We start from the raw sequence: 19390 nt of genomic DNA, 5'->3' as shown, positions 1-19390 counted from the left end.
CTTGAGGATACGAATTTTCACGAGAACTGCTTTCAATAGGGCCAGGCGCGTCAGTGCGCGTAATGGGTTAGGTAAGCCTTACCTGTCGTAGACTGTAGCAGCAGTCAGGAAATACAACACACGGGCATGACGTATTTAGCAAAGGGGTATCGGTGAAGGTCATGGGCTCTGGTTCTGTCCTCGCCGCGGATGCAGCCCCGCCGCAGGAAAGGAAGCCCGGGGAAGGTCGTACACAACAAGCCGTGCGCCTACCCCCGGCAGCATCGCTGCTCTTCGCCTTACTGGTGCTGCTGGCGGCAGTGGTTCTGAGTCTTTGCATTGGTGGTCAGCCGTCCTCGGTGGCGGAGGCGTGGCACGCTGTTTTCGGGCCAACGGGTACGACCATGGATGTCACAATCCGTGAGCTGCGCTGGCCGCGCACACTCATGGCCGCCGTTGCCGGTGTCTGTCTGGGGCTGGCGGGGACCCTCGTTCAGGGACACACCCGCAACCCCATCGCCGACCCGGGGTTGTTGGGCATCAATCAGGGTGCGGCCCTGGCCATCGTGGCCGCCATTGCGGTTGCCGGTCAGGTTCCGCCCCTGGCCCAGGCGTTGTTGGCTTTCGCCGGAGCACTGCTGGCCAGTATCGCGGTGTTCCTGATCGGCTCTGCCGCCCGGCATGGAGCCACCCCGGTCACCCTCGTGCTGGCCGGCGCCGCGGTGACGGCCCTGTGCTCGGGAGTGGTGTCTGGGATCGTGCTGCTTAACGAGGCGGCGCTGGACACTTTGCGTTTTTGGCAGGTCGGCTCCCTGGCTGGACGCAGTGAAGCATTGCCGGTCATCTGGCCGTTCATTCTTGCCGGTCTCATTCTGGCTGTTCTCAACACCGGGGCACTGAACGCGTTGGCCCTCGGCGAGGACACGGCCACGTCGTTGGGGATTTCCGTGTTTACTGCCCGCGCTACGGGTATCGCGGCGATTACCTTGCTGGCCGGTTCCGCTGTCACGATGGCCGGACCGATTGCTTTCGCGGGGTTGTTGGTCCCGCATCTTGCCCGGGCGCTGGTCGGTGCTGACTACCGTTGGCTGATCATGGTCTCACCCGTGGCAGGGGCCGCTTTGCTGTTGCTCGCTGACACCGTTGGCCGGGTCATTGCCCGGCCCGGAGAGCTTTCCGTGGGCGTGGTACTTGCCGTCATCGGCGCACCGTTCTTCGTTTACCTTGCACGGCGCCGCAGGCTGGTGACGTTATGACCACCGACGCAGCGCTCCGTCAGGAACAGCCGTTTCGTTCCATCCGGGTCTTGTGTGCCGGGCCGGTCTCCCTACGGGTGGACCCGCGCGCTCTGGCAGTGACAGGAGTGCTGGTGCTGGCCGTGGCCGGTTTCACCGCCCTCCATGTTGCCTTCGGTGGAACCGCCATCGCTTACCTGGAGGTACTGCGCGCCCTGCTAGGAGATACCACCGATTCCCGGACCCATCTGGCGGTCACCGAGTTCAGGGCACCCCGGGCAGTGGCCGCGGTCATCGTCGGTACCTGCCTGGGCGCGGCCGGAGCCATCACCCAAACCGTGGCACGCAATCCACTCGCCAGCCCGGATGTCCTCGGGGTGACCTCTGGTGCGTCATTGGGAGCTGTGGCGGTCCTGGTCATCGGCGGCGGTGGCTATGCAGGCCTGAGCGGTGCGGCCGCGACGGTGGGAATGCCTGCCGCGGCGTTCACCGCGGGACTCATCAGCGGTACGGCGGTTTACCTGCTCGCGTACCGGAACGGCATCGACAGCTTCCGCCTGGTCCTGGTGGGCCTGGGAATCTCCGGATTCGCTGCCAGTATCACCACCTGGATCCTGACCCTGGGCGATGTCACCAGCGCCGCCCAGGCCTTGACCTGGATCATGGGCTCACTCAACGGCAAAGACTGGGCGCTGGTACAGCCCATGGCAGTCATCGCCGTCGCCCTTCTCGCCGCCGCTGTCCTGTGCGGTAAATGGCTGCTGTTGACCAGCCTGGGCGAGGACACCGCCATCGGGCTCGGGGCCCGCGTCGGCGTCGTGCGGCTGGTTGCGCTAAGCATCGCTGTGCTGCTGGCCTCCACCGCTACCGTCGTCGCGGGCCCCTTGGCCTTCGTTGCCTTAGCCAGCCCCCAGATTGCCCGGCTTCTGGCCGGATCCGTCGTACCCCCCATCGTTGTTTCCGCCCTGACCGGAGCCGTCTTTGTACTGGTAGCAGACACCGTTTCAGCCAACGCACTAAACACCCCGCTGCCTGCCGGCGTGGCCACTGCCATCATCGGCGCACCATTCTTGATTTATCTGGTCCTCAAATCCCAGCGGAGACTCACATGAAACCCCGGGCCACTGCGATTCCCGTGACGCACACCGATACCCGCCGTCCAGTGGAGGCCCGGTTGAGGGCGGAAAGCCTTAGCCTTGGCTATGACGCGGCGGATATTATCCAGAACCTTTCCCTGGCCATACCCGACGGGAAGATCACCTCCATCATCGGACCAAACGGATGCGGCAAGTCCACGCTGCTGCGCGGCCTTGGCCGGCTACTCACCCCCCGGGCAGGGCAGGTGACACTCGACGGAATACCGTTGACCACCCAATCCACCCGCCACATCGCGACCCAGCTCAGCGTCCTGCCGCAGGCACCGACGGCGCCGTCCGGGCTCACCGTCGCTGATCTGGTCTCCAGGGGCCGGCACCCACGGCAAAAGTGGTACCAACAGTTCTCCGTCCCCGACCACACCGCCATCACCGACGCCCTACAATCCACCAACATTTCAGACTTCGCCGACACCCCGCTTGATGACCTCTCCGGCGGCCAGCAGCAACGCGCCTGGATCTCCATGACACTGGCCCAGGAAACCGAAATAATCCTGCTCGATGAGCCCACCACCTATCTCGACCTGGCCCACCAGGTGGACGTTCTGGAACTGGTGCAACGACTCAACCACACACACCGCCGCACCGTCGTCATGGTCCTTCACGACATTTCCCTCGCCGCCCGCTACTCAGACCACATCGTTGCCATGAAGGACGGCGCCATCGTGGCAGCAGGAACACCACACGACGTCGTCACGGTCCAACGGCTAAGGGAAATCTTTGGCCTGAATGCCCATGTCGTGACCGAACCAACCCAAGGACGGCCCCACGTCATCCCCCTCGGAACGTCAGGAACGACGACCCCGGTGCTAGAAACAGAAATGGCAGGATATTGACCGGCAGTCCGGCACCGGAGGACTCTCCTAACAGCGGCCCCCGGCATTCCAAACCCGACCGAGCCCGGCCAGCCCAGCCCGCAGTTTCCACTTCCAAGGAACTGAGATGACGTCCATATCCGCATCCTGAACGAGTGCAGAGGACTATGGACATTCCGTGCAAACGACTTCGGAAAATGACAGGATTTTCGTTGGCTGTCGAGCCCGGAAATAGTGGAGCGGTGGAGGATCGGCTTGCGGGCGCCCCCGGTCCGCACGGATGAGGTTGCACAACGAGGCTGAGCTGTGGAGTAGCTCCGGAGCTATATTGGACTTTTCTCCGGCCCGGCTACAGAAAGACCCGTCGACAGATTCAACATTTTCCAGGTCCAATTTCATCAGGCAGTTTCTGATGAACTTTCAGGACTTGCCATCGGTTCATCGGTGGCGGGGACCACCTTGAATCGTGAGCCCTTTCGGTGGTTGGATAAGTGGTGGAGGGAGCAATCATGTCGAAGTTTGTGATCGGTGATCACGTGCGGTGGAATTCCGAGGCGGGTTCGGTGACGGGTGTGATCACGAAGAAACATACGCGGGATGTCGAGTACAAGGGGCATATGCGGCGTTGCTCCGAGCAAGACCCGCAGTATGAGATCCAGAGCGACAAGACCGAGCACGTGGCGATGCACAAACCGGATGCCTTGACGAAGATCAAGTGATCCAGGTTCGATGACGAAGGATCGGGCAACTGAGCAGACCGCACCGCAGGTATTCACGATTGGTCATTCCACTCGCGGTTTCGACGAGGCGCTTGCGATGTTGCGTGGGAACGGGGTGACCGAGCTGGTTGACGTGCGTTCGTTTCCGTCGTCGCGGAAGTTTCCGCAGTGGAACCAGGACTCGATTGAAGAGGCGATGCCCGCCGATATCGGCTATCAGTGGATCCGGGATCTCGGTGGCCGCCGACACACCTCAGCCGGGGTGGCGAGTCTGAATGGTGCGTGGAGAGTCAAGGCATTCCGTGACTACGCCGACTACACGGCGACTGAGGGGTTTTGTTCCGGGCTTGCCGAGTTGCTGCAGGTCGCGAACGAGTCCGTGCCGGCGATTATGTGTAGCGAGGCTGTGCCGTGGAGGTGTCACCGGCGGCTGATTACGGACGCGCTCATCGTCGCGGGGGTGGAAGTGTTCGACATCATGTCGGTCTCGTCGACCAAGCGTGCCGAAATGAACGCATTCGCGCTGGTGCAGGACGGAAAGATTACCTATCCCAGATCAGGAGAAGAGTGAGCGTGAGCACGGATGTGGTAGCTGAGGTTCGCACGATGGTGATTGCGATTCCGGCGGGTCGCGTCGCGGCGTACGGCGAGATCGGGCGGGCAATAGGAATCGGCCCCCGGCAGACGGGGCGGGCCGTTGCGCTGCTTGACAGCGACGCGCCCTGGTGGAGGGTTGTTTACGTCGATGGGTCGCTGGCGACGTGCCATGAAGGAGGAGCTCGAGCACTGCTGGAAGCGGAAGGTGTCCCGTTCCGCGACGGCCGCGTCGACATGGCCAAACTCCGAGCTGATCGCATTCGTTGACCGTGATGCACACGTTCGACTCGATACGACAATCCCTGGTCGATGACGAGAGCAGTGCCTCCATGCGGCATCAAAAATGGGAGCCGCTGTACGCGGCGTCCGCGAGCTCGAGGATCGCCGTGATCGGGCAAGCACCGGGGCGCCGGGCGCAAGCGAGCGGTGTGCCCTGGGACGACGCCAGCGGGAAGAACCTGATCGACTGGCTGAGTGTCACCGAGGAGCAGTTCCGGAATCCCGATCTGTTCGCCCTGCTCCCGATGGATTTCTACTACCCTGGCACCGGCCGCAGCGGCGATCTACCGCCTCGGAAAGGGTTCGCTGAACGGTGGCATCCGCCGCTGCTCGCGCTGATGCCCGACATTCAGTTGACTCTGTTGGTCGGCCGGTACGCGCAGACCCACTATCTCCCATCAGCTCGGCACGGCACGCTGACCGACACTGTGCGCAACTATCGGCGATTCGTCCCGCAATCGTTTCCTCTCGTGCACCCGTCTCCGCTGAACTTCCGATGGCAGGCAAAGAACCCGTGGTTCGTCACCGACGTGCTGCCAGATTTGCGAACACACGTTCGTGCCGCCCTCGCCCATCCGGTCACCGAGAATAGATAGCAGCTGCGATACGCGGGCGGTATGAGAGTCGTCAACGCGGTAGCGCACCTCGTCGATCGGCATCACCCGGTGACGAGACCCCAAGTGCACTGGATCCATGCGGCGACTCCAACACTGCCCTCGTTCCAGGGGGCGTTCCTAGGCCCGTGGGGCCATTATTAGTTCATAACGACGGTCGGCCTCACGCGAGCACCGCTTTTGGCTGGTCCGGCGTGAATCGCGCGAGCGGTGTCCGTTCTTGCAACGCATGGGTTGCAACACGTTAGCCCGACTTTTGCATGACTGGTTGGAGTGCGCCATGGTCGGGTCGTGATTCTCTTTGGCGCCTGTTGGGGGTGGTTCAGGCGCGCGGATATGGTCGGTTGTCGCTGGTTGGGCGTCGGGTTCCACGTTCCCGAGGGGTCGTGCCGGGTGGTTGCAGGGATTGGGGCCTGGGTTCAGGCCAGCAGAGGGAGCCGTTTTCGGCCGGTGGCCTTGAGCCGGTTAATGGCTTCGAGCAGTGTTGTGATCGTGCCGGCTTCCGGGGCTGTTTCGGGGAGTAGGAGCCATGTTCGGCGGGTGCGGATGATGAGTTTCCCGGCGGTGGAGAAGAGCCGGTATCGCCACCGCTTCATGTCTCATCCGCGGGCGTTGTGGCCGTGGGGCAGCATGGCCAGTTGCAGCCAGGAGACGAGGTTCATGGCCAGCACGGCGATATGCGCCCACGCCTGGTTGGCGGAAAGTCGAAGAACGGCAGTTTCCCCAGCCCCGTGTTCTTCAGCGTTTTGATCCTGTTCTCACACCTTCCCCGGCCTCGGTGGCGGGCATCGAGAAACGGTCCATGCCAGCGCGGGGAGTTTGTCAGGAACGCGGTGATCCGGTGCCCGTCGGTGTCCAGCAGGGTCGGCTGCGCGCCCGGGTGCAGCGGCTCCGCGCGCAGGTACATATTGGTGCCCGCCGGGTAGTCGTCGAGGCCGATCACGCCGGTGGATTTAATAACCCACGCGGCACCCTCCCACACCTGGGTCCGCAGTTTCCCTGGCCAGGGTGTTGAACCCGTAATTGAAGACGTCCGGGTTGGCCACGGTGCGTTCAAAGAACCGCGAGATGGTGGCGTTGGAGGGCACCTGCCCGAAGACGCCGGCGCTGGTGCGCAGGATGTCCAGGTCACTGACGTGTTCCCCGCCGCCGGCGAGCAACACCGCCAACGAGCCAAGGATCTGGCAACACAGGGAAAACCTCCGGTATTCTTGGACATCAGAAAGGTGCTTCTTTCGGCCCGTGAAACAGTGCGTCAACAACAATATTTTCCCAGCTCAGAAGCACCTTTCGTGGTTTAACACGCCCTCAGACGGCCGCCCTCCTTGAAAACCCCGGGCTAGGACTGCCAGTCAGTGCCTGGCGGCGCAGACGAGGAAGGTCGGTGGTTGCGCCTGTGATGTCAATGCGGAATTTTCTGCCTACTCCTTTCATCCACACCGTCGGACCGGATAGTTCTAAAGACCGCACTCCCAAGTACGGACCCAGATAACGTGGTCGGCCTGGGCGGGAATCACGAAACAGGCATCTTGGTATCGTTAGCCAACCTTCCAAACTTCCGCGGAAAAGAGAAACATTGTGAAAAAGGTGTCACTGACCGCGCTGATGCGCCACCAACTGGAAGCCGCACGGAGAGCCTCAAGCGGCCGCAGCGCCGATACAGTTTTCGGAGGCCACGAGCACGTCATGCGCCAGACAATGATCGCGTTGCGCGCCGGCAGCCACTTGAACGAACATGAAAATCCGGGCGAGGCGACGATCCATGTCCTGCAGGGCCGCGTATCGCTAACCGCTGGAAACAACTCCTGGAACGGTTCCCCCGGGGATTTACTCATAGTCCCCGACTCACGGCACGCATTGGAGGCCGTTGAGGATTCCGTTGTACTCCTTACCGTGGCCAAACACATGTGAGAACAGTGGCGGTCCATCCTGAAGCGGCCACGACCATCCCGCACTGCGTAAGAGCGGCGTAAAGCAGTTTTACGTGCTTACCGGCGATAACCGGTACACGGCCCCTCTCGTCGCTCATCAGCTCCGCATTGATCACGCCGTGTCCGGATAGCGCGGAAACCGGCGGCAACTGACACGAAGGTTTCTGCCTGCAGGCAAGCGGTACCCAAAGATGCCACCCGACCGACTCCATCTACCGGAGTTTGTGGTTAGGCTGAGTTCAAGGAAGCCGGTAAAAGGGATTTGTCCTACTCCTGGCCGGACGAACCAGGAAGGTACCCGTAATGGAAGCGAAGCTGGCAACCAAAGCCGCAGATATTATGAGCACACCGGTTTTCACTGCCTCACCGAATACTCCGGTTGAAGAAATTGCCGCCGTGCTTGGTCGGCACCGCATCAGCTCTGTCCCCGTCGTTGATGCCGGTGAGCACGTAGTGGGTTTAGTCAGCGAATATGACTTGCTTGCCAAGTCTGGTTCTACTGCCGCCGAGGTGATGAGTACCGCCGTGATCAGTGTGAGCATTGATACCGTCATCGCTGATATCCGGCGCATGTTGATCGACCAGCGGCTCCGGCACCTACCCGTGCTGCAGGATGGCCGCCTGGCCGGAATCGTAAGCCGCAGGGATATCGTGGCGCTTTTGGCCACCGAATGGGTCTGCGGTGTTTGCGGCGAGCCCACCCGCGGAGAGCATCCACCCGGTAGTTGCCCCAAGTGTGCCGCCACCGGAGACCGGTTCACTCTTCAGGAACAGCCTCCGGGTCCCTGAGCGTCCGGCACTGGCCACAGGTCGTATCCGGGGCGGAGCCGAAGGCAATTAATCAGATGGAGGCGCAATAGTGGTTGAAAAGACAGAAGTCATCATGGACAGCGGAGAGGGCACTGGCCCCGTTCCGGCTAAAGAACCGGCTGAGGTCCTGCTCGGTTATTACCGGGACATGGTGTTGATCAGATCCTTTGAACTCACGGCGGCGGAGATGTACAAGCGCGCCAAGATCGGCGGGTACTGTCACCTCAACCTCGGCGAGGAAGCCACCGTCGTCGGACTGACCGCCGCGCTACACAAGCGTGACTACCTCTTTACCACCTACCGTGACCATGGCTACGCGCTCTCACGTGGCATGGCGCCGGGCCAGGTGATGGCCGAACTGTTCGGCAAAACGACCGGGGTGGCCAAGGGCCGCGGCGGATCCATGCACATGTTCGACACCGAAACCCGCATGCTCGGCGGGTACGGGATCGTCGGTGGTCAAATACCGCCAGCCACCGGCGCGGCCTTGGCCCTTACCTACCGGGGAGAACCCGGACCGGACGCGGAAGCGGTGATGTGCCAGCTCGGCGACGGCACCACCAACATCGGGGCCTTCCACGAGTCGCTGAACATGGCCGCCATCTGGGACCTACCAATCGTGTACGTGATTGTAAACAACCGCCTGGGGATGGGAACGACGGTGGAGGCAGCCTCGGGCGAACCTGAGCTCTACAGGCGCGGTGCCTCCTACCGGATACCTGGTGAGCGGGTGGATGGCAATGATGTGCTCGCCGTCCGCGAAGCCGCGGCCGCCGCCATGGAACGCGCGCGCGCCCAACGCCAGCCGGGCCTGCTGGAGGTTATGAGCTACCGCCTGAAAGGACACTCAGTGGTCGATCCGGCCCGCTATCGGTCCAGTGAGGACACTGAGCGGGCCCGGGAGGCCGATCCGATACCAGCTCTGCGGGGAAGCCTGCTGCAAGCCGGAATCATCGACGAAGAACACGCTATGGAGATTGAGCGGGAGGCCGACGAGCAGGTGAGCGCCGCGGTCGCGTTCGCTGATTCCAGCCCGGACCCTGCCCCCGGTGAGCTTTTCAACTATGCGTATGCCACGCCGGTTGCGAACGCCCCGCATACCTTGCCCGGCGATCCAGTAGTGGAGATGCCATGACCCGCGGAGGAGACCAGATGCCCGTCATCACCTACCGGCAGGCTTTGAACGATACGCTGCGCGCCGAGCTAACCCGCGACGAGAGCGTCTTCCTCATCGGCGAGGAAATCGGTATTTTCGAAGGTTCCTACAAGATCACCGCCGGACTGCTCGCCGAATTTGGGCCCACCCGGGTCCGGGACACTCCGATTTCCGAAGAGGGTTTCGTTGGGGCGGCCATCGGCGCGGCGATGCTGGGAATGCGGCCTGTCGTTGAAATCATGACGATCAACTTCAGCCTGATAGCCATCGACCAAATCGTTAACCATGCAGCTAAAATCTACGGAATGTTCGGCGGTCAGACCGCCGTCCCCATGGTGCTTCGTATGCCTGGAGGTGGTGGGCAGCAGCTGGCCGCCACCCACTCGCAGAACCTGGAAGTCTGGTATGCCCATGTGCCGGGTTTGAAGGTCGTTGCCCCCGCCACTCCGGCTGATGCGAAGGCGCTCCTTACCGCAGCCATCCGCGACGACGATCCGGTGATCTTCTTGGAGAACCTGTCCCTGTACAACACCAAGGGCGAAGTTCCCGAGGGCGAACAGATCGCCGAAATAGGGAAAGCCGCCGTGACCAAAGAAGGCACGGACGTGACCGTGATTGCCTACTCGAGGGCCAGTGTGATCGCCCTCGAAGTTGCCCGGCAACTAGAGGATGACGGGGTTTCCGTTGAGGTGGTCGACCTGCGCAGCCTGCGTCCGCTGGACCGGCACACGATCTGTGCCTCGGTTCGTAAAACCAGCCGTGCTGTGATTCTTGAAGATGACTGGCTCAGTTACGGCATCGGCGCGGAAATCTCCGCAACCCTGATGGAAGGCGCTTTTGACTATCTCGATGCCCCGGTCCGTCGGGTGGCGGCCGCCGAAGTACCGCTCCCCTACGCCAAACCACTCGAGTCAGCCGCGCTGCCCGACGCCAATGACCTGATTAAGGTCATCCGCGAGTTGCTCGAGGCCACCAGTTTCACCCGATAGGAACCCACCATGCCTGACGTAGTCATGCCCCGCCTCTCCGACACGATGACCGAAGGTGTGCTCAGCCGCTGGCTCAAACAGGAAGGCGACACCGTCCGTAAGGGTGATGTCCTGGCAGAAATTGAAACCGACAAGGCCACCATGGACCTGGAAGCCTTCGAATCCGGCGTCCTGGAGCGCCTGCTGGTCCCCGAGGGAGCATCGGTTCCCATAGGCCAGCCAATCGCCGTCATCAGTGCTCCCGGCAGCGCCGGAGCTGGCCCTGCTTCTGGTGCATCAGGTCAAACCACTGCTACCAGTAGCAGTGAAGAAGGCGGGATTAAACGGCAGGAACTGAACCCAACGCCTGCAGATTCGAACCAGCCCGCGGAGTCCGCTACCGTGATGCCGCCTCGTCCCGGACCATCCGCCCTGATCCTGATGTCTCCGCTGGCCCGGCGGATTGCCCACAAACACAACGTCGAGCTGAGCAACCTGACCGGCACCGGACCGGGGGGAAGGATTGTTCGGGCCGATGTTGAAGCTGCCGTCACCGCCCAGGACGTGGCGGTGCGACGCGGCGGATCCCTTGTGCCGTCGGGCGATACACCTGTGACGGGTGTGGAGACAACAGCGGACTCTGAGGAAATTCCACTGTCCACCATGAGGCGGGTAACGGCACGGCGCCTCACCGAGAGCGCAGCAGCTCCCCATTTCTTCCTGACCAATGTGGTAGACGTCGACCGTCTCCTGGCGTTCCGTACGGAAGTGAATGAACGGTTTGCTGAAATCAGCACCAGGGTCAGCGTTACAGACCTGTTGGTCCGTGCCTCTGCGGTCACCCTGCGAGCCCATCCGCACGTCAATTCCTCGTGGGGCCAGGACAAGATCATCCGCCACCATCGGATCAATATCGGTGTGGCCGTCGCTGTGGAAGACGGGCTCATGGTTCCCGTGGTTACCGACGCAGACAAAAAGGGTCTGGACGAGACAGCGGCCCAGACCCGCGCCTTGGCTGAACGCGCCCGTGCCGGGCGGCTGACGCCGGACGAATTCAGTGGCGGGACCTTCACCATCAGTAACCTGGGGATGTACGGCGTCGACAACTTCACCGCGGTCATCAATCCGCCCGAAGCAGCTATTCTCGCCGTCGGGGCGGCCACGGATGAACCGTTCGTCCGCGACGGACAGCTGCTCACCCGCCGCGTCATGAAAATAACCTTGACCGCGGATCATCGTGTCCTCGATGGGGCGACGGCGGCGGCGTTTCTTCAGGATCTCAAACGGGCCCTTGAAGAACCGCTAAGAATGATTCTCTGAACCTCAAGTGGCTCTCAAGTGAGCCAGGGTGAGCCCAATCGGGATGCTGATAAGGATCACCACCAGTAAAATCCGGTAGGTCCACAGCGCCCACTGCGGCCCTTCACCCTTACCCCGTACCGTACGGATCAAGAGGGCGAGGGCTACGACGAGCAGCAGCCCGCCGGCATCAACGATCAATGGCGTACGGACCACGGTTCCGCCGATCACGGCGGCACTGCCCACATTCCATGCCGCAAGTTCAGCCGCGACTATTCGAGAGGTTGGCCGCTGCGGTGCCAGTGCGCTCTGAGCGGCGCCGAAGGCATTCTGTGCGACACCCGCCACCAGGACCTGATAGGCGGCAGCCCAGGAACCGTGCTCAAGACGCAGCGGACCCGTGGCCGCGGCCACGAGTCCGCCAGAGACCACCCACGCGACCCCGAGGATGCGGAACAGGTCCGGGCGGACACTGCCGGCACGCCCGGAATGGAGACCGGTCATGAAGCGGTCCCGGTACTCGAGGCAACTGTTATATAGACCATCATGAGACTAACGGTACATGACTTCTACAGCCTGTAGAATAGACGATATGGAGAAGAGATTACCTGATATCTGCAACCGCGAGGATATTCACCTGTTGGTCAGCGAATTCTACCGACGGGCCCTCATGGATCAACTCCTGGGACCAGTCTTCATCGACGTCGCGCACATGGACCTTGAGAAGCACATGCCGATCATGTGTGACTTCTGGGAAACCGTGCTCTTACGAGCCGGACTGTACCGGCGCAGCGCGATGCAACATCACCTCGATCTCCATGCAAAGGCACCGCTGGGAGCCGAGCACTTTGACCGGTGGCTCGCTATCTGGACGACAAACATCGACGAACACTATGCGGGAGAGAAAGCGGAGCTTGCCAAAGTACAGGCTGGCCGGATCGCCCAATCCATCCACCGCCGTCTGCAGGGGCGCTCGGGGAGCGGCTTCGAAACAATTGCCGCCCGTAAGACAACTGTGCCTGGTGGCGACGCCCCAACAAATGGCACTATTCTGACAACAGTCTCGACCGTCTGAGCACCGTGCCCCAACACTGGGGCGCTGCCGAAACGCGGCAAGATCGAAATATCCTTATACCGGTGGATAAGTACTGCCGCCGCTATAGAATCAAAGGAAGCGTGCGATGGCTGAAGATATGTATCCGAAAGCAACCTCCGATATGGCCCGGCGCCGTAAAGAACTCGCACCCGACATTGAGGACGCCTTCAACCGGTTCAGTAAGGAAGTCTTTAAGGACGGCGCCCTCGACGAAAAAACGAAGCAACTGATTGCCGTTGCCGTTGCTCACGTCACGCAGTGTCCCTACTGCATTGATGGGCATACCAAACTCGCCAGCCGTAAGGGCGCCACCGACGAGCAAGTGATGGAAGCTAGCTGGGTCGCGGCGGAAATGCGCGCCGGCGGGGCGTACTCCCACTCCACCTTGGCGCTGCATGCGCTGCACGAAGGCGGTTCCACCGCAGGCACATAATAACCTCGCGGCCCAGTCCCCGTCCTGGAGGAGACGGATACTAAGCCGCCATGGGCCCGGAACCGCTCGATGCGTCCGTCGTTCCAAGCTAGGGCTATCCTTTGCAGTCATCCGGGCCATGACGAGCCAGCTTGTTCCCTAATTCACGCCACTGATGCTTCTTCTCCCGAACCTAGCGGATCTGTTGGATCGACTCTAGGGTGAGGCTATGGCGATTAGTTCTGCGGTTCAGGGGGTTTCGACGGCGAAACGGCAAAGGTTTCTACGTTCAACAGTTGTGCTCCATGCCGCGGCTGCCGTCACCGGTCTCGTCATGGTGCTCTACCTTTTGGCGCACATGTACGGCAACTATAAGGTTTTCTCGGGTCAGGTTGCCTTTGATGGGTACTCGCATTACTTACGCACGATGGGCGAACCTCTACTGCCGCGCACAGGTGCCCTATGGATTATCCGCGTAGTACTGCTCGCCAGTGTACTGATCCACATGTACGCCGTCATTGCACTGTGGCGTCGTATGAGAAAGGCGACGGCGGGCAAGGGCGGCAGGCGTTATCAGAGTAGAAAAAACCCGCGCGGTGTCCAGCGTACCTATTCCTCGTTTACGATGCGCTGGGGCGGAATCATCATTTTCCTCTTCGTGATCTATCACATTCTGCATCTGACGGTGAATGCCATCGCTCCAGGCGGCGCCTCCGAAAGCCCTTATGAGCGCGTGGTCAATGGTTTCTCAATCTGGTGGGTTGTTGCGACCTACGTAATCGCGATGCTGGCACTGGGTTTTCACCTGCGGCACGGATTCTGGTCGGCCCTGGCCTCGCTGGGAGCCAACACGAGCCCGGCGCGTCGACGACTGTTCAACCAGACAGCTACTGTCCTCGCCGTGGTCATCACTGTCGGGTTTCTGATCCCGCCGGTCGCGATTCTCTTTAGAGGTGTTGGCTCATGACACAGTGGTACACCGAGGGCGAACCCCTCCGGGACGCGACGACGCCTGCAGTTCCGATTGAGGATCGCTGGGATGCCCGCCGGTTCGAGACCAAACTGGTGAATCCGGCCAACCGCCGTAGGCTCTCGGTGATCATCGTCGGTACGGGGCTTGCCGGGGCATCAGCAGCAGCCACCCTGGGCGAGGGCGGCTATCACGTGAAAAGCTTCTGTTACCAGGACAGTCCCCGCCGAGCACACAGTATCGCCGCGCAGGGCGGGATCAACGCCGCAAAGAATTACCGTAATGACGGCGACAGCGTCCGGCGTCTCTTCTACGACACCATCAAGGGCGGCGACTTCCGGTCCCGCGAGTCCAATGTGTACCGCCTGGCGCAGGTGAGCACGGCGATCATCGACCAGTGCGTGGCACAGGGAGTTCCCTTTGCCCGCGAGTACGGCGGGCTGCTGGACAACCGTTCCTTCGGCGGCGTACAGGTCTCACGCACCTTCTATGCCCGAGGGCAGACCGGCGAGCAGCTGCTCCTAGGCGCCTATCAAGCCCAGGAACGCCAGGTTGCCGCTGGAACGGTCGAGGTATTCACCCGACATGAAATGCTCGACCTGATTGTCATCGACGGCAAAGCACGCGGCATCATCGTCCGGGACATGGTCACCGGTGAGGTCGAGACTCACCTTGCCGATGCCGTGGTTCTGGCCTCGGGCGGGTATGGCAATGCGTTCTACCTGTCGACTAACGCGATGGGCTGCAATGCCACCGCTATTTGGCGTGCCCACCGCCACGGCGCGTTGTTCGCGAACCCGTGCTTTACCCAAATTCACCCGACCTGCATTCCGGTCAGCGGTGACTACCAGTCAAAACTGACGTTGATGAGCGAGTCCTTGCGCAACGACGGGCGAATCTGGGTGCCGCGCGAGGGCGGAGACGACCGCGACCCGCGGGAGATTCCCGACACGGACCGGGACTACTTCCTGGAACGGCTTTACCCCGCCTACGGGAACCTCGTCACGCGGGATGTAGCCTCCCGCGCCGTGAAGAACGTCTGCGATGCCGGTTACGGGGTTGGTCCCGGCTCGCGTGGCGTGTACCTGGACCTCGCCGACGCGATCAACCGGCTGGGCCAGGCCGCAATCAAGGAAAAATACGGAAACCTCTTCGACATGTACCAGCGAATCACCGGCGAGGATCCCTACCAGGTGCCCATGCGGATCTATCCGGCCGTACACTACACCATGGGCGGGCTGTGGGTCGACTACGACCTGCAGTCCACCGTCCCGGGCCTATTCGTGATCGGTGAAGCCAACTTCTCCGACCACGGCGCGAACCGGCTCGGCGCCAGCGCCCTGATGCAGGGGCTGGCCGACGGCTACTTTGTGCTACCCAACACAATCGCCAACTACCTCGCCACGAACCCGATGCCGGCAGACATCGATGCATCGCACCCGGTGGCCGTCCGGACAGCGGACGCCGTGCAGGCCCGGATCCAGAAGCTGCTTACGATCAAGGGCCAACGCACAGTCGATTCTTTCCATAAGGAGCTCGGCAACATTCTTTGGGAGAAATGCGGAATGGAACGCACCGCTGAAGGCCTAACCGAAGCCATCGGACAGGTGCGGAAACTTAAAGAAGAGTTCTGGAACAACGTTAAGGTCACCGGCGAGAACGAGGAACTGAACCAGACACTTGAACGTGCCGGCAGGGTCGCGGACTTCTTCGAACTCGCCGAGCTGATGTGCATCGACGCCCTGCACCGGGCTGAGTCCTGCGGCGGCCACTTCCGCGCCGAAAGCCAGACCGAGGACGGCGAGGCGCTGCGCAATGACGACGAGTTCGCCTACGTCGCCGCCTGGGGTTTCTCCGGAGGAGGGGAACAACCGGTCCTGCGCAAAGAACACCTGGAATTCGACTTCGTCGAAATGACGCAGAGGAGCTACAAATGATTATCACCCTACGCATCTGGCGGCAGCAGAACAGGAGCGATGCGGGCGCCATGGTCACTTACCGTATCGAGGACGTGGCCCCGGAAATGTCGTTCCTGGAGATGCTCGATGTCCTCAACGAACAGCTGACCCTGTCCGGGGACGACCCGGTCGCTTTCGATAGTGATTGCCGTGAAGGAATCTGCGGGATGTGCAGCCTGGTGATCGACGGTATCGCCCACGGCCCTGAGGCGCTTACGGCCGTCTGCCAACTGCACATGCGGCATTTCGACGACGGTGCCGTGATCGACGTCGAACCTTGGCGCGCCGACCCATTCCCTATCGTGAAGGACCTCATAGTCGACCGCAGCGCCCTGGACCGCATCATCCAGGCCGGCGGATACATCACTGCCCCCACCGGCACAGCACCAGACGCGCACGCCACCCTCGTACCCAAAGACGCCGCTGACCGCGCCTTCGACGCCGCGGTCTGTATCGGCTGCGGTGCCTGCATAGCCGCCTGCCCCAACGGTTCAGCGATGCTGTTCACCGGTGCGAAGGCCACCCACCTCGGCTCACTGCCGCAGGGGCAACCCGAGCGGAACTCCCGCGCGCTGGCGATGATCAACCAACACGACGCCGAAGGGTTCGGCGGATGCACGGAGATCGGAGAGTGCACCGCTGTCTGCCCGGTGGGCATCCCACTGAACATGATCTCCCAGCTCAACAGCGATGTGCTTTCCGCCCTGGCCCCGGGTAGAACCAGGAGGCCCCAAACCGGTTAAGGTGTGGCTCCCACTGCGTTGAGCCAGATGACAATCGCGCACCGCTGCTGGGAGGAAGGTCCACACCATCGGAGGAATTCGACCTGCCGAATCCGGAGACAGAGTTGAAGGATGACGAGCGTGCTTTTGATGATGCCCACGGACCAGAAACCCACTGTGTCATTTTGACTTTCGTATTGGGGCTGATCTTGAGGCAGCGGTGCGTATGTTCCTTGGTGCCGGGTATCGCGAGTGTGCGCCCTGATGATCCTGCCTCTTGAATTTGGTCATCTAGTACTGCACCGCGAGAGTTTACCCGTGGCCACATCGCCATACACCGGCCGTTTCCTTCGGGTTCGTCGGTGATCATGTTACGCAGGCCGGTGGGCTGCTCCCGATACGCTGTGCATACAGGGCTATCTTTCACCGGTCGGCTAGGGTCAGGAGTTCGTGTGTTTTCCAGTGATTCCTTCATTCCGCCAGGGAATGGGGTCGCAGCTGCCAATGCTCAGCAGGTCCCTTGGCACACCCTGTCCGTATCCGGTGCTGTAGAGATCCTTGGCGTCGATCCGTCCGTCGGGCTGACGACAGCTGACGCGCAAACGCGGGCGCTGGAGCACGGACCGAATATTCTTGACGCAGCGAACAAGGTCCCTGCTTGGAAGAAGCTGCTGAAGCTCCTGGCCGAAAAGATGACCATTCTACTTGTTGTTGCCGCAACGGTGAGCGCCATCGTGTCCAGGGAATGGGAAACACCCGCGGTAATTCTGATCGTTATCATCCTGAACACGATGTTGAACTACCTCCAGGGAAGCCGCGCGGAAAGCAGCCTTGAAGCGCTCCGGAACATGACCGTAGACGCATCAAGGGTGAGGCGGGACGGACGTGAGCAGGAGATCCCCAACTCGGAACTGACTCCTGGGGATATCGTGCTGTTGGAAGCGGGGGACTCGGTCCCGGCGGACGGCCGCCTGATCGAGGCGGCGAGGCTGCAGGTGGCCGAAGCCGCCCTGACAGGTGAATCCCTGCCGGTGGAAAAGGCAACCCAGTACCTGGAAGACAGAAATCTGCCGCTCGCGGACCGGGTAAATATGGTTTTCATGAGCACAGACATCAGCCACGGCCGGGCTGCCATGGTGGTAACAGCAACGGGCATGAGCACCCGTATCGGAAGTATCGCCACACTGCTCGGAAACGCCGGTCATGATAAAACTCCGCTGCAGCGGCGGATCGATCAGCTTGCCAGGACGCTCACCCTCGTCGCCTTGGTCGTAGTCACCATAGTCTTCGTTCTCGGTCTGCTCCGCGGCCAGTCCTCGTCTGAACTGTTGATCACCGCTGTCTCTCTCGCTGTGGCCACCATCCCTGAAGGGCTCACCGCCGTCGTGGCTTTCACCCTCGCTATGGGCGCCTCCCGACTTGCTCGGCGTGGCGCCATCATCAAACAGCTTTCCGCCGTCGAAACTCTGGGCAGCACCACCCACATTGCCACAGACAAAACCGGGACCTTGACGCTCAACGAGATGACAGTCCGTCGGCTCAGCACTGACGGCCGCAGCTTCCGAATCACCGGTAAGGGTTATTCGGCGGACGGGAAAATTCTGAGCGGTGACGGCAGGCCCCCACCGGAGATGATGGATGCCTTCATGTGCATGGCATTATGCAACGACGCTTCCGTCAGGAACGGCGTGCTGGTGGGAGACCCTACCGAGGGCGCTCTAGTAGTCCTCGCCGAAAAGGGCGGAATCGATGTTGACGGCACACGCAAAGTCCATCCACGGGTGGCTGAAATTCCGTTCGATTCGGACTACAAGTTCATGGCAACCTTCCATGCACAGGACTTCACCAGCGGGGACACCATCCCCGCCAGCTACCGTTGTTTGCCAAGGGAGCACCGGGGGTGCTGATGGAACGGGCGGACTCTCTCCTGACCGACTCCGGCATCCGCCCGCTCACCAAATCCAATCGCGATCGTATCCACGAAGACATCCAGGCCATGGCGGCGGAGGGTCTGCGCACCCTGATGATTGCTGGAGGCCGGATGGATTCGGACTTGCCGTTGGACGCCGATGACCTCCGGGCTGCAGCTGACAACCTGACGGTGTACGCCGTGGTCGGAATCGTAGATCCGCCGCGCGCAGAGGCAGCCGAAGCGATTGCCATGGCACGGGAGGCCGGCATCGAGGTGCATATGATCACCGGAGACCACCTGGTCACGGCTTCGGCCATTGCTGCTGAACTGGGCATCAGCGGGGGGGCGGCTTCCGGAGCAGCGCTTGACGAGCTTGACGATACCGAGCTGAACAGGCGCGCCGCAAGGTTCGGCGTGTTGGCCAGGGTTGCACCCGAACATAAGATCCGTAGTGGGTGAACGGTTAGCTCAGGTTATGTCTTGCGTTTCGGCCATTTTCTGTGATTTGGCGGTAGGTAGTCGGCGGCTGCCGACTGCCAAGACCGAGGAGAGTCTGGAACGCAGCCATGGGCGTGCTGCGTCTGTTGTAGCGGAACGTGAATTCGTCGAGGTAAACCTGTAGTTGTTCATTGCTGACAGATCGGTGTGTCCCTCGCAGCCACGTCTTGAAATTGCTGATCGCACGATGCACTCGAGGCATGACCGGGTCTGCGTCGTCGGCTCTCTTGGCGGCCCTTTGTGACCGTGGCCGGTAGTCGTAATCT

General features: G+C 61.5%; 22 protein-coding genes and 1 pseudogene. 19 read left to right on the top strand and 4 right to left on the bottom strand.

The annotated features are described in order from the left end of the window. The first annotated feature begins 242 nt into the window (after nucleotides 1-242). The 7 genes from Y708_RS0106270 (at nucleotide 243) to Y708_RS0106240 (ending at nucleotide 5374) form a co-directional block, all read left to right on the top strand. Nucleotides 243-1235, top strand: coding sequence for a FecCD family ABC transporter permease (locus Y708_RS0106270; RefSeq protein WP_028279269.1), 993 nt, complete (start codon nucleotides 243-245; stop codon nucleotides 1233-1235). After that, nucleotides 1232-2326, top strand: a complete 1095-nt coding sequence (locus Y708_RS0106265; protein ID WP_081746527.1) for a FecCD family ABC transporter permease — start codon at nucleotides 1232-1234, stop codon at nucleotides 2324-2326. The genes Y708_RS0106270 and Y708_RS0106265 overlap by 4 nt, the downstream gene beginning before the upstream one ends. Continuing rightward, complete coding sequence (locus tag Y708_RS0106260) at nucleotides 2323-3204, top strand: ABC transporter ATP-binding protein (RefSeq protein ID WP_081746525.1); 882 nt, start codon at nucleotides 2323-2325, stop codon at nucleotides 3202-3204. Before Y708_RS0106265 ends, Y708_RS0106260 begins: the two co-directional genes overlap by 4 nt. Nucleotides 3205-3692: 488 nt before the next feature. Then, nucleotides 3693-3902, top strand: coding sequence for a hypervirulence associated TUDOR domain-containing protein (locus tag Y708_RS0106255; protein WP_028279266.1), 210 nt, complete (start codon nucleotides 3693-3695; stop codon nucleotides 3900-3902). A 10-nt stretch (nucleotides 3903-3912) separates the two neighbouring features. Further along, nucleotides 3913-4473, top strand: a complete 561-nt coding sequence (locus Y708_RS0106250) for a DUF488 domain-containing protein (protein WP_051478699.1) — start codon at nucleotides 3913-3915, stop codon at nucleotides 4471-4473. Nucleotides 4474-4475: 2 nt separating this feature from the next. Continuing rightward, nucleotides 4476-4766 carry an MGMT family protein gene (locus tag Y708_RS0106245; protein WP_028279264.1) on the top strand — a complete coding sequence of 97 codons (291 nt, stop codon included), beginning with the start codon at nucleotides 4476-4478 and terminating at the stop codon, nucleotides 4764-4766. A gap of 5 nt (nucleotides 4767-4771) precedes the next feature. Continuing rightward, nucleotides 4772-5374, top strand: a complete 603-nt coding sequence (locus Y708_RS0106240) for a uracil-DNA glycosylase family protein (RefSeq protein WP_028279263.1) — start codon at nucleotides 4772-4774, stop codon at nucleotides 5372-5374. A 437-nt stretch (nucleotides 5375-5811) separates the two neighbouring features. Here Y708_RS0106240 and Y708_RS28200 read toward each other — a convergent pair. Next, nucleotides 5812-6359: pseudogene (locus Y708_RS28200) on the bottom strand (transposase); the annotation flags it as partial. Next, nucleotides 6346-6561: a hypothetical protein gene (locus tag Y708_RS30890; protein WP_028279261.1), complete on the bottom strand. Its 216-nt coding sequence runs from the start codon at nucleotides 6559-6561 to the stop codon at nucleotides 6346-6348. The gene Y708_RS30890 and the pseudogene Y708_RS28200, both read right to left, overlap by 14 nt. 409 nt (nucleotides 6562-6970) lie before the next feature. On the opposite strand from Y708_RS30890, the gene Y708_RS0106220 reads away from it, so the two are divergent. The 5 genes from Y708_RS0106220 (at nucleotide 6971) to Y708_RS0106200 (ending at nucleotide 11577) form a co-directional block, all read left to right on the top strand. Further along, nucleotides 6971-7303, top strand: a complete 333-nt coding sequence (locus Y708_RS0106220) for a cupin domain-containing protein (protein WP_026551159.1) — start codon at nucleotides 6971-6973, stop codon at nucleotides 7301-7303. A 323-nt stretch (nucleotides 7304-7626) separates the two neighbouring features. Then, nucleotides 7627-8112 (top strand): CBS domain-containing protein, encoded by a 486-nt coding sequence (locus Y708_RS0106215; RefSeq protein WP_028279260.1) that lies wholly within the window; start codon nucleotides 7627-7629, stop codon nucleotides 8110-8112. A gap of 70 nt (nucleotides 8113-8182) precedes the next feature. Beyond that, nucleotides 8183-9268 carry a pyruvate dehydrogenase (acetyl-transferring) E1 component subunit alpha gene (gene pdhA, locus Y708_RS0106210; RefSeq protein ID WP_253905710.1) on the top strand — a complete coding sequence of 362 codons (1086 nt, stop codon included), beginning with the start codon at nucleotides 8183-8185 and terminating at the stop codon, nucleotides 9266-9268. Continuing rightward, nucleotides 9265-10278 carry an alpha-ketoacid dehydrogenase subunit beta gene (locus Y708_RS0106205; protein WP_343212957.1) on the top strand — a complete coding sequence of 338 codons (1014 nt, stop codon included), beginning with the start codon at nucleotides 9265-9267 and terminating at the stop codon, nucleotides 10276-10278. The genes pdhA and Y708_RS0106205 overlap by 4 nt, the downstream gene beginning before the upstream one ends. Nucleotides 10279-10287: 9 nt before the next feature. After that, nucleotides 10288-11577, top strand: a complete 1290-nt coding sequence (locus tag Y708_RS0106200) for a dihydrolipoamide acetyltransferase family protein (RefSeq protein WP_028279258.1) — start codon at nucleotides 10288-10290, stop codon at nucleotides 11575-11577. 3 nt (nucleotides 11578-11580) lie between these two features. On the opposite strand, the gene Y708_RS0106195 is transcribed toward Y708_RS0106200, so the two are convergent. Next, complete coding sequence (locus tag Y708_RS0106195) at nucleotides 11581-12060, bottom strand: hypothetical protein (RefSeq protein ID WP_028279257.1); 480 nt, start codon at nucleotides 12058-12060, stop codon at nucleotides 11581-11583. An 88-nt stretch (nucleotides 12061-12148) separates the two neighbouring features. Here Y708_RS0106195 and Y708_RS23275 point away from each other — a divergent pair, with 88 nt between their 5' ends. The 7 genes from Y708_RS23275 to Y708_RS30345 all read left to right on the top strand — a co-directional run bounded on the left by Y708_RS23275 (nucleotide 12149) and on the right by Y708_RS30345 (nucleotide 19085). Beyond that, complete coding sequence (locus tag Y708_RS23275) at nucleotides 12149-12631, top strand: group III truncated hemoglobin (RefSeq protein WP_051478753.1); 483 nt, start codon at nucleotides 12149-12151, stop codon at nucleotides 12629-12631. 106 nt (nucleotides 12632-12737) lie between these two features. Next, entirely contained in the window at nucleotides 12738-13085 is a 348-nt protein-coding gene (locus Y708_RS0106185; RefSeq protein WP_028279256.1) for a carboxymuconolactone decarboxylase family protein, read from the top strand. 208 nt (nucleotides 13086-13293) lie between these two features. Further along, nucleotides 13294-14031 carry a succinate dehydrogenase cytochrome b subunit gene (locus Y708_RS0106180; RefSeq protein WP_081746523.1) on the top strand — a complete coding sequence of 246 codons (738 nt, stop codon included), beginning with the start codon at nucleotides 13294-13296 and terminating at the stop codon, nucleotides 14029-14031. Further along, complete coding sequence (locus Y708_RS0106175) at nucleotides 14028-15971, top strand: fumarate reductase/succinate dehydrogenase flavoprotein subunit (protein WP_028279254.1); 1944 nt, start codon at nucleotides 14028-14030, stop codon at nucleotides 15969-15971. Before Y708_RS0106180 ends, Y708_RS0106175 begins: the two co-directional genes overlap by 4 nt. Further along, nucleotides 15968-16735 carry a succinate dehydrogenase/fumarate reductase iron-sulfur subunit gene (locus Y708_RS0106170; RefSeq protein ID WP_028279253.1) on the top strand — a complete coding sequence of 256 codons (768 nt, stop codon included), beginning with the start codon at nucleotides 15968-15970 and terminating at the stop codon, nucleotides 16733-16735. The genes Y708_RS0106175 and Y708_RS0106170 overlap by 4 nt, the downstream gene beginning before the upstream one ends. Before the next feature lie 431 nt (nucleotides 16736-17166). Beyond that, nucleotides 17167-18621: a cation-translocating P-type ATPase gene (locus Y708_RS23270; protein WP_051478695.1), complete on the top strand. Its 1455-nt coding sequence runs from the start codon at nucleotides 17167-17169 to the stop codon at nucleotides 18619-18621. Continuing rightward, the gene (locus Y708_RS30345; RefSeq protein ID WP_253905716.1) at nucleotides 18621-19085 is read left to right on the top strand and encodes an HAD family hydrolase; all 465 of its coding nucleotides are present in this window, start codon (nucleotides 18621-18623) and stop codon (nucleotides 19083-19085) included. Before Y708_RS23270 ends, Y708_RS30345 begins: the two co-directional genes overlap by 1 nt. A 4-nt stretch (nucleotides 19086-19089) precedes the next feature. On the opposite strand, the gene Y708_RS27385 is transcribed toward Y708_RS30345, so the two are convergent. Further along, nucleotides 19090-19390, bottom strand: a 301-nt coding sequence (locus tag Y708_RS27385; protein ID WP_162150445.1) for a transposase, incomplete at its 5' end; no start/stop codon positions are given.

The organism is Arthrobacter sp. H5, assembly GCF_000520595.1.
Taxonomy (GTDB): Bacteria; Actinomycetota; Actinomycetes; order Actinomycetales; family Micrococcaceae; genus Arthrobacter_D.
The sequence above is the reverse complement of the archived record's forward strand: the minus strand, read 5'-3'. Positions and strand labels throughout refer to the sequence as shown.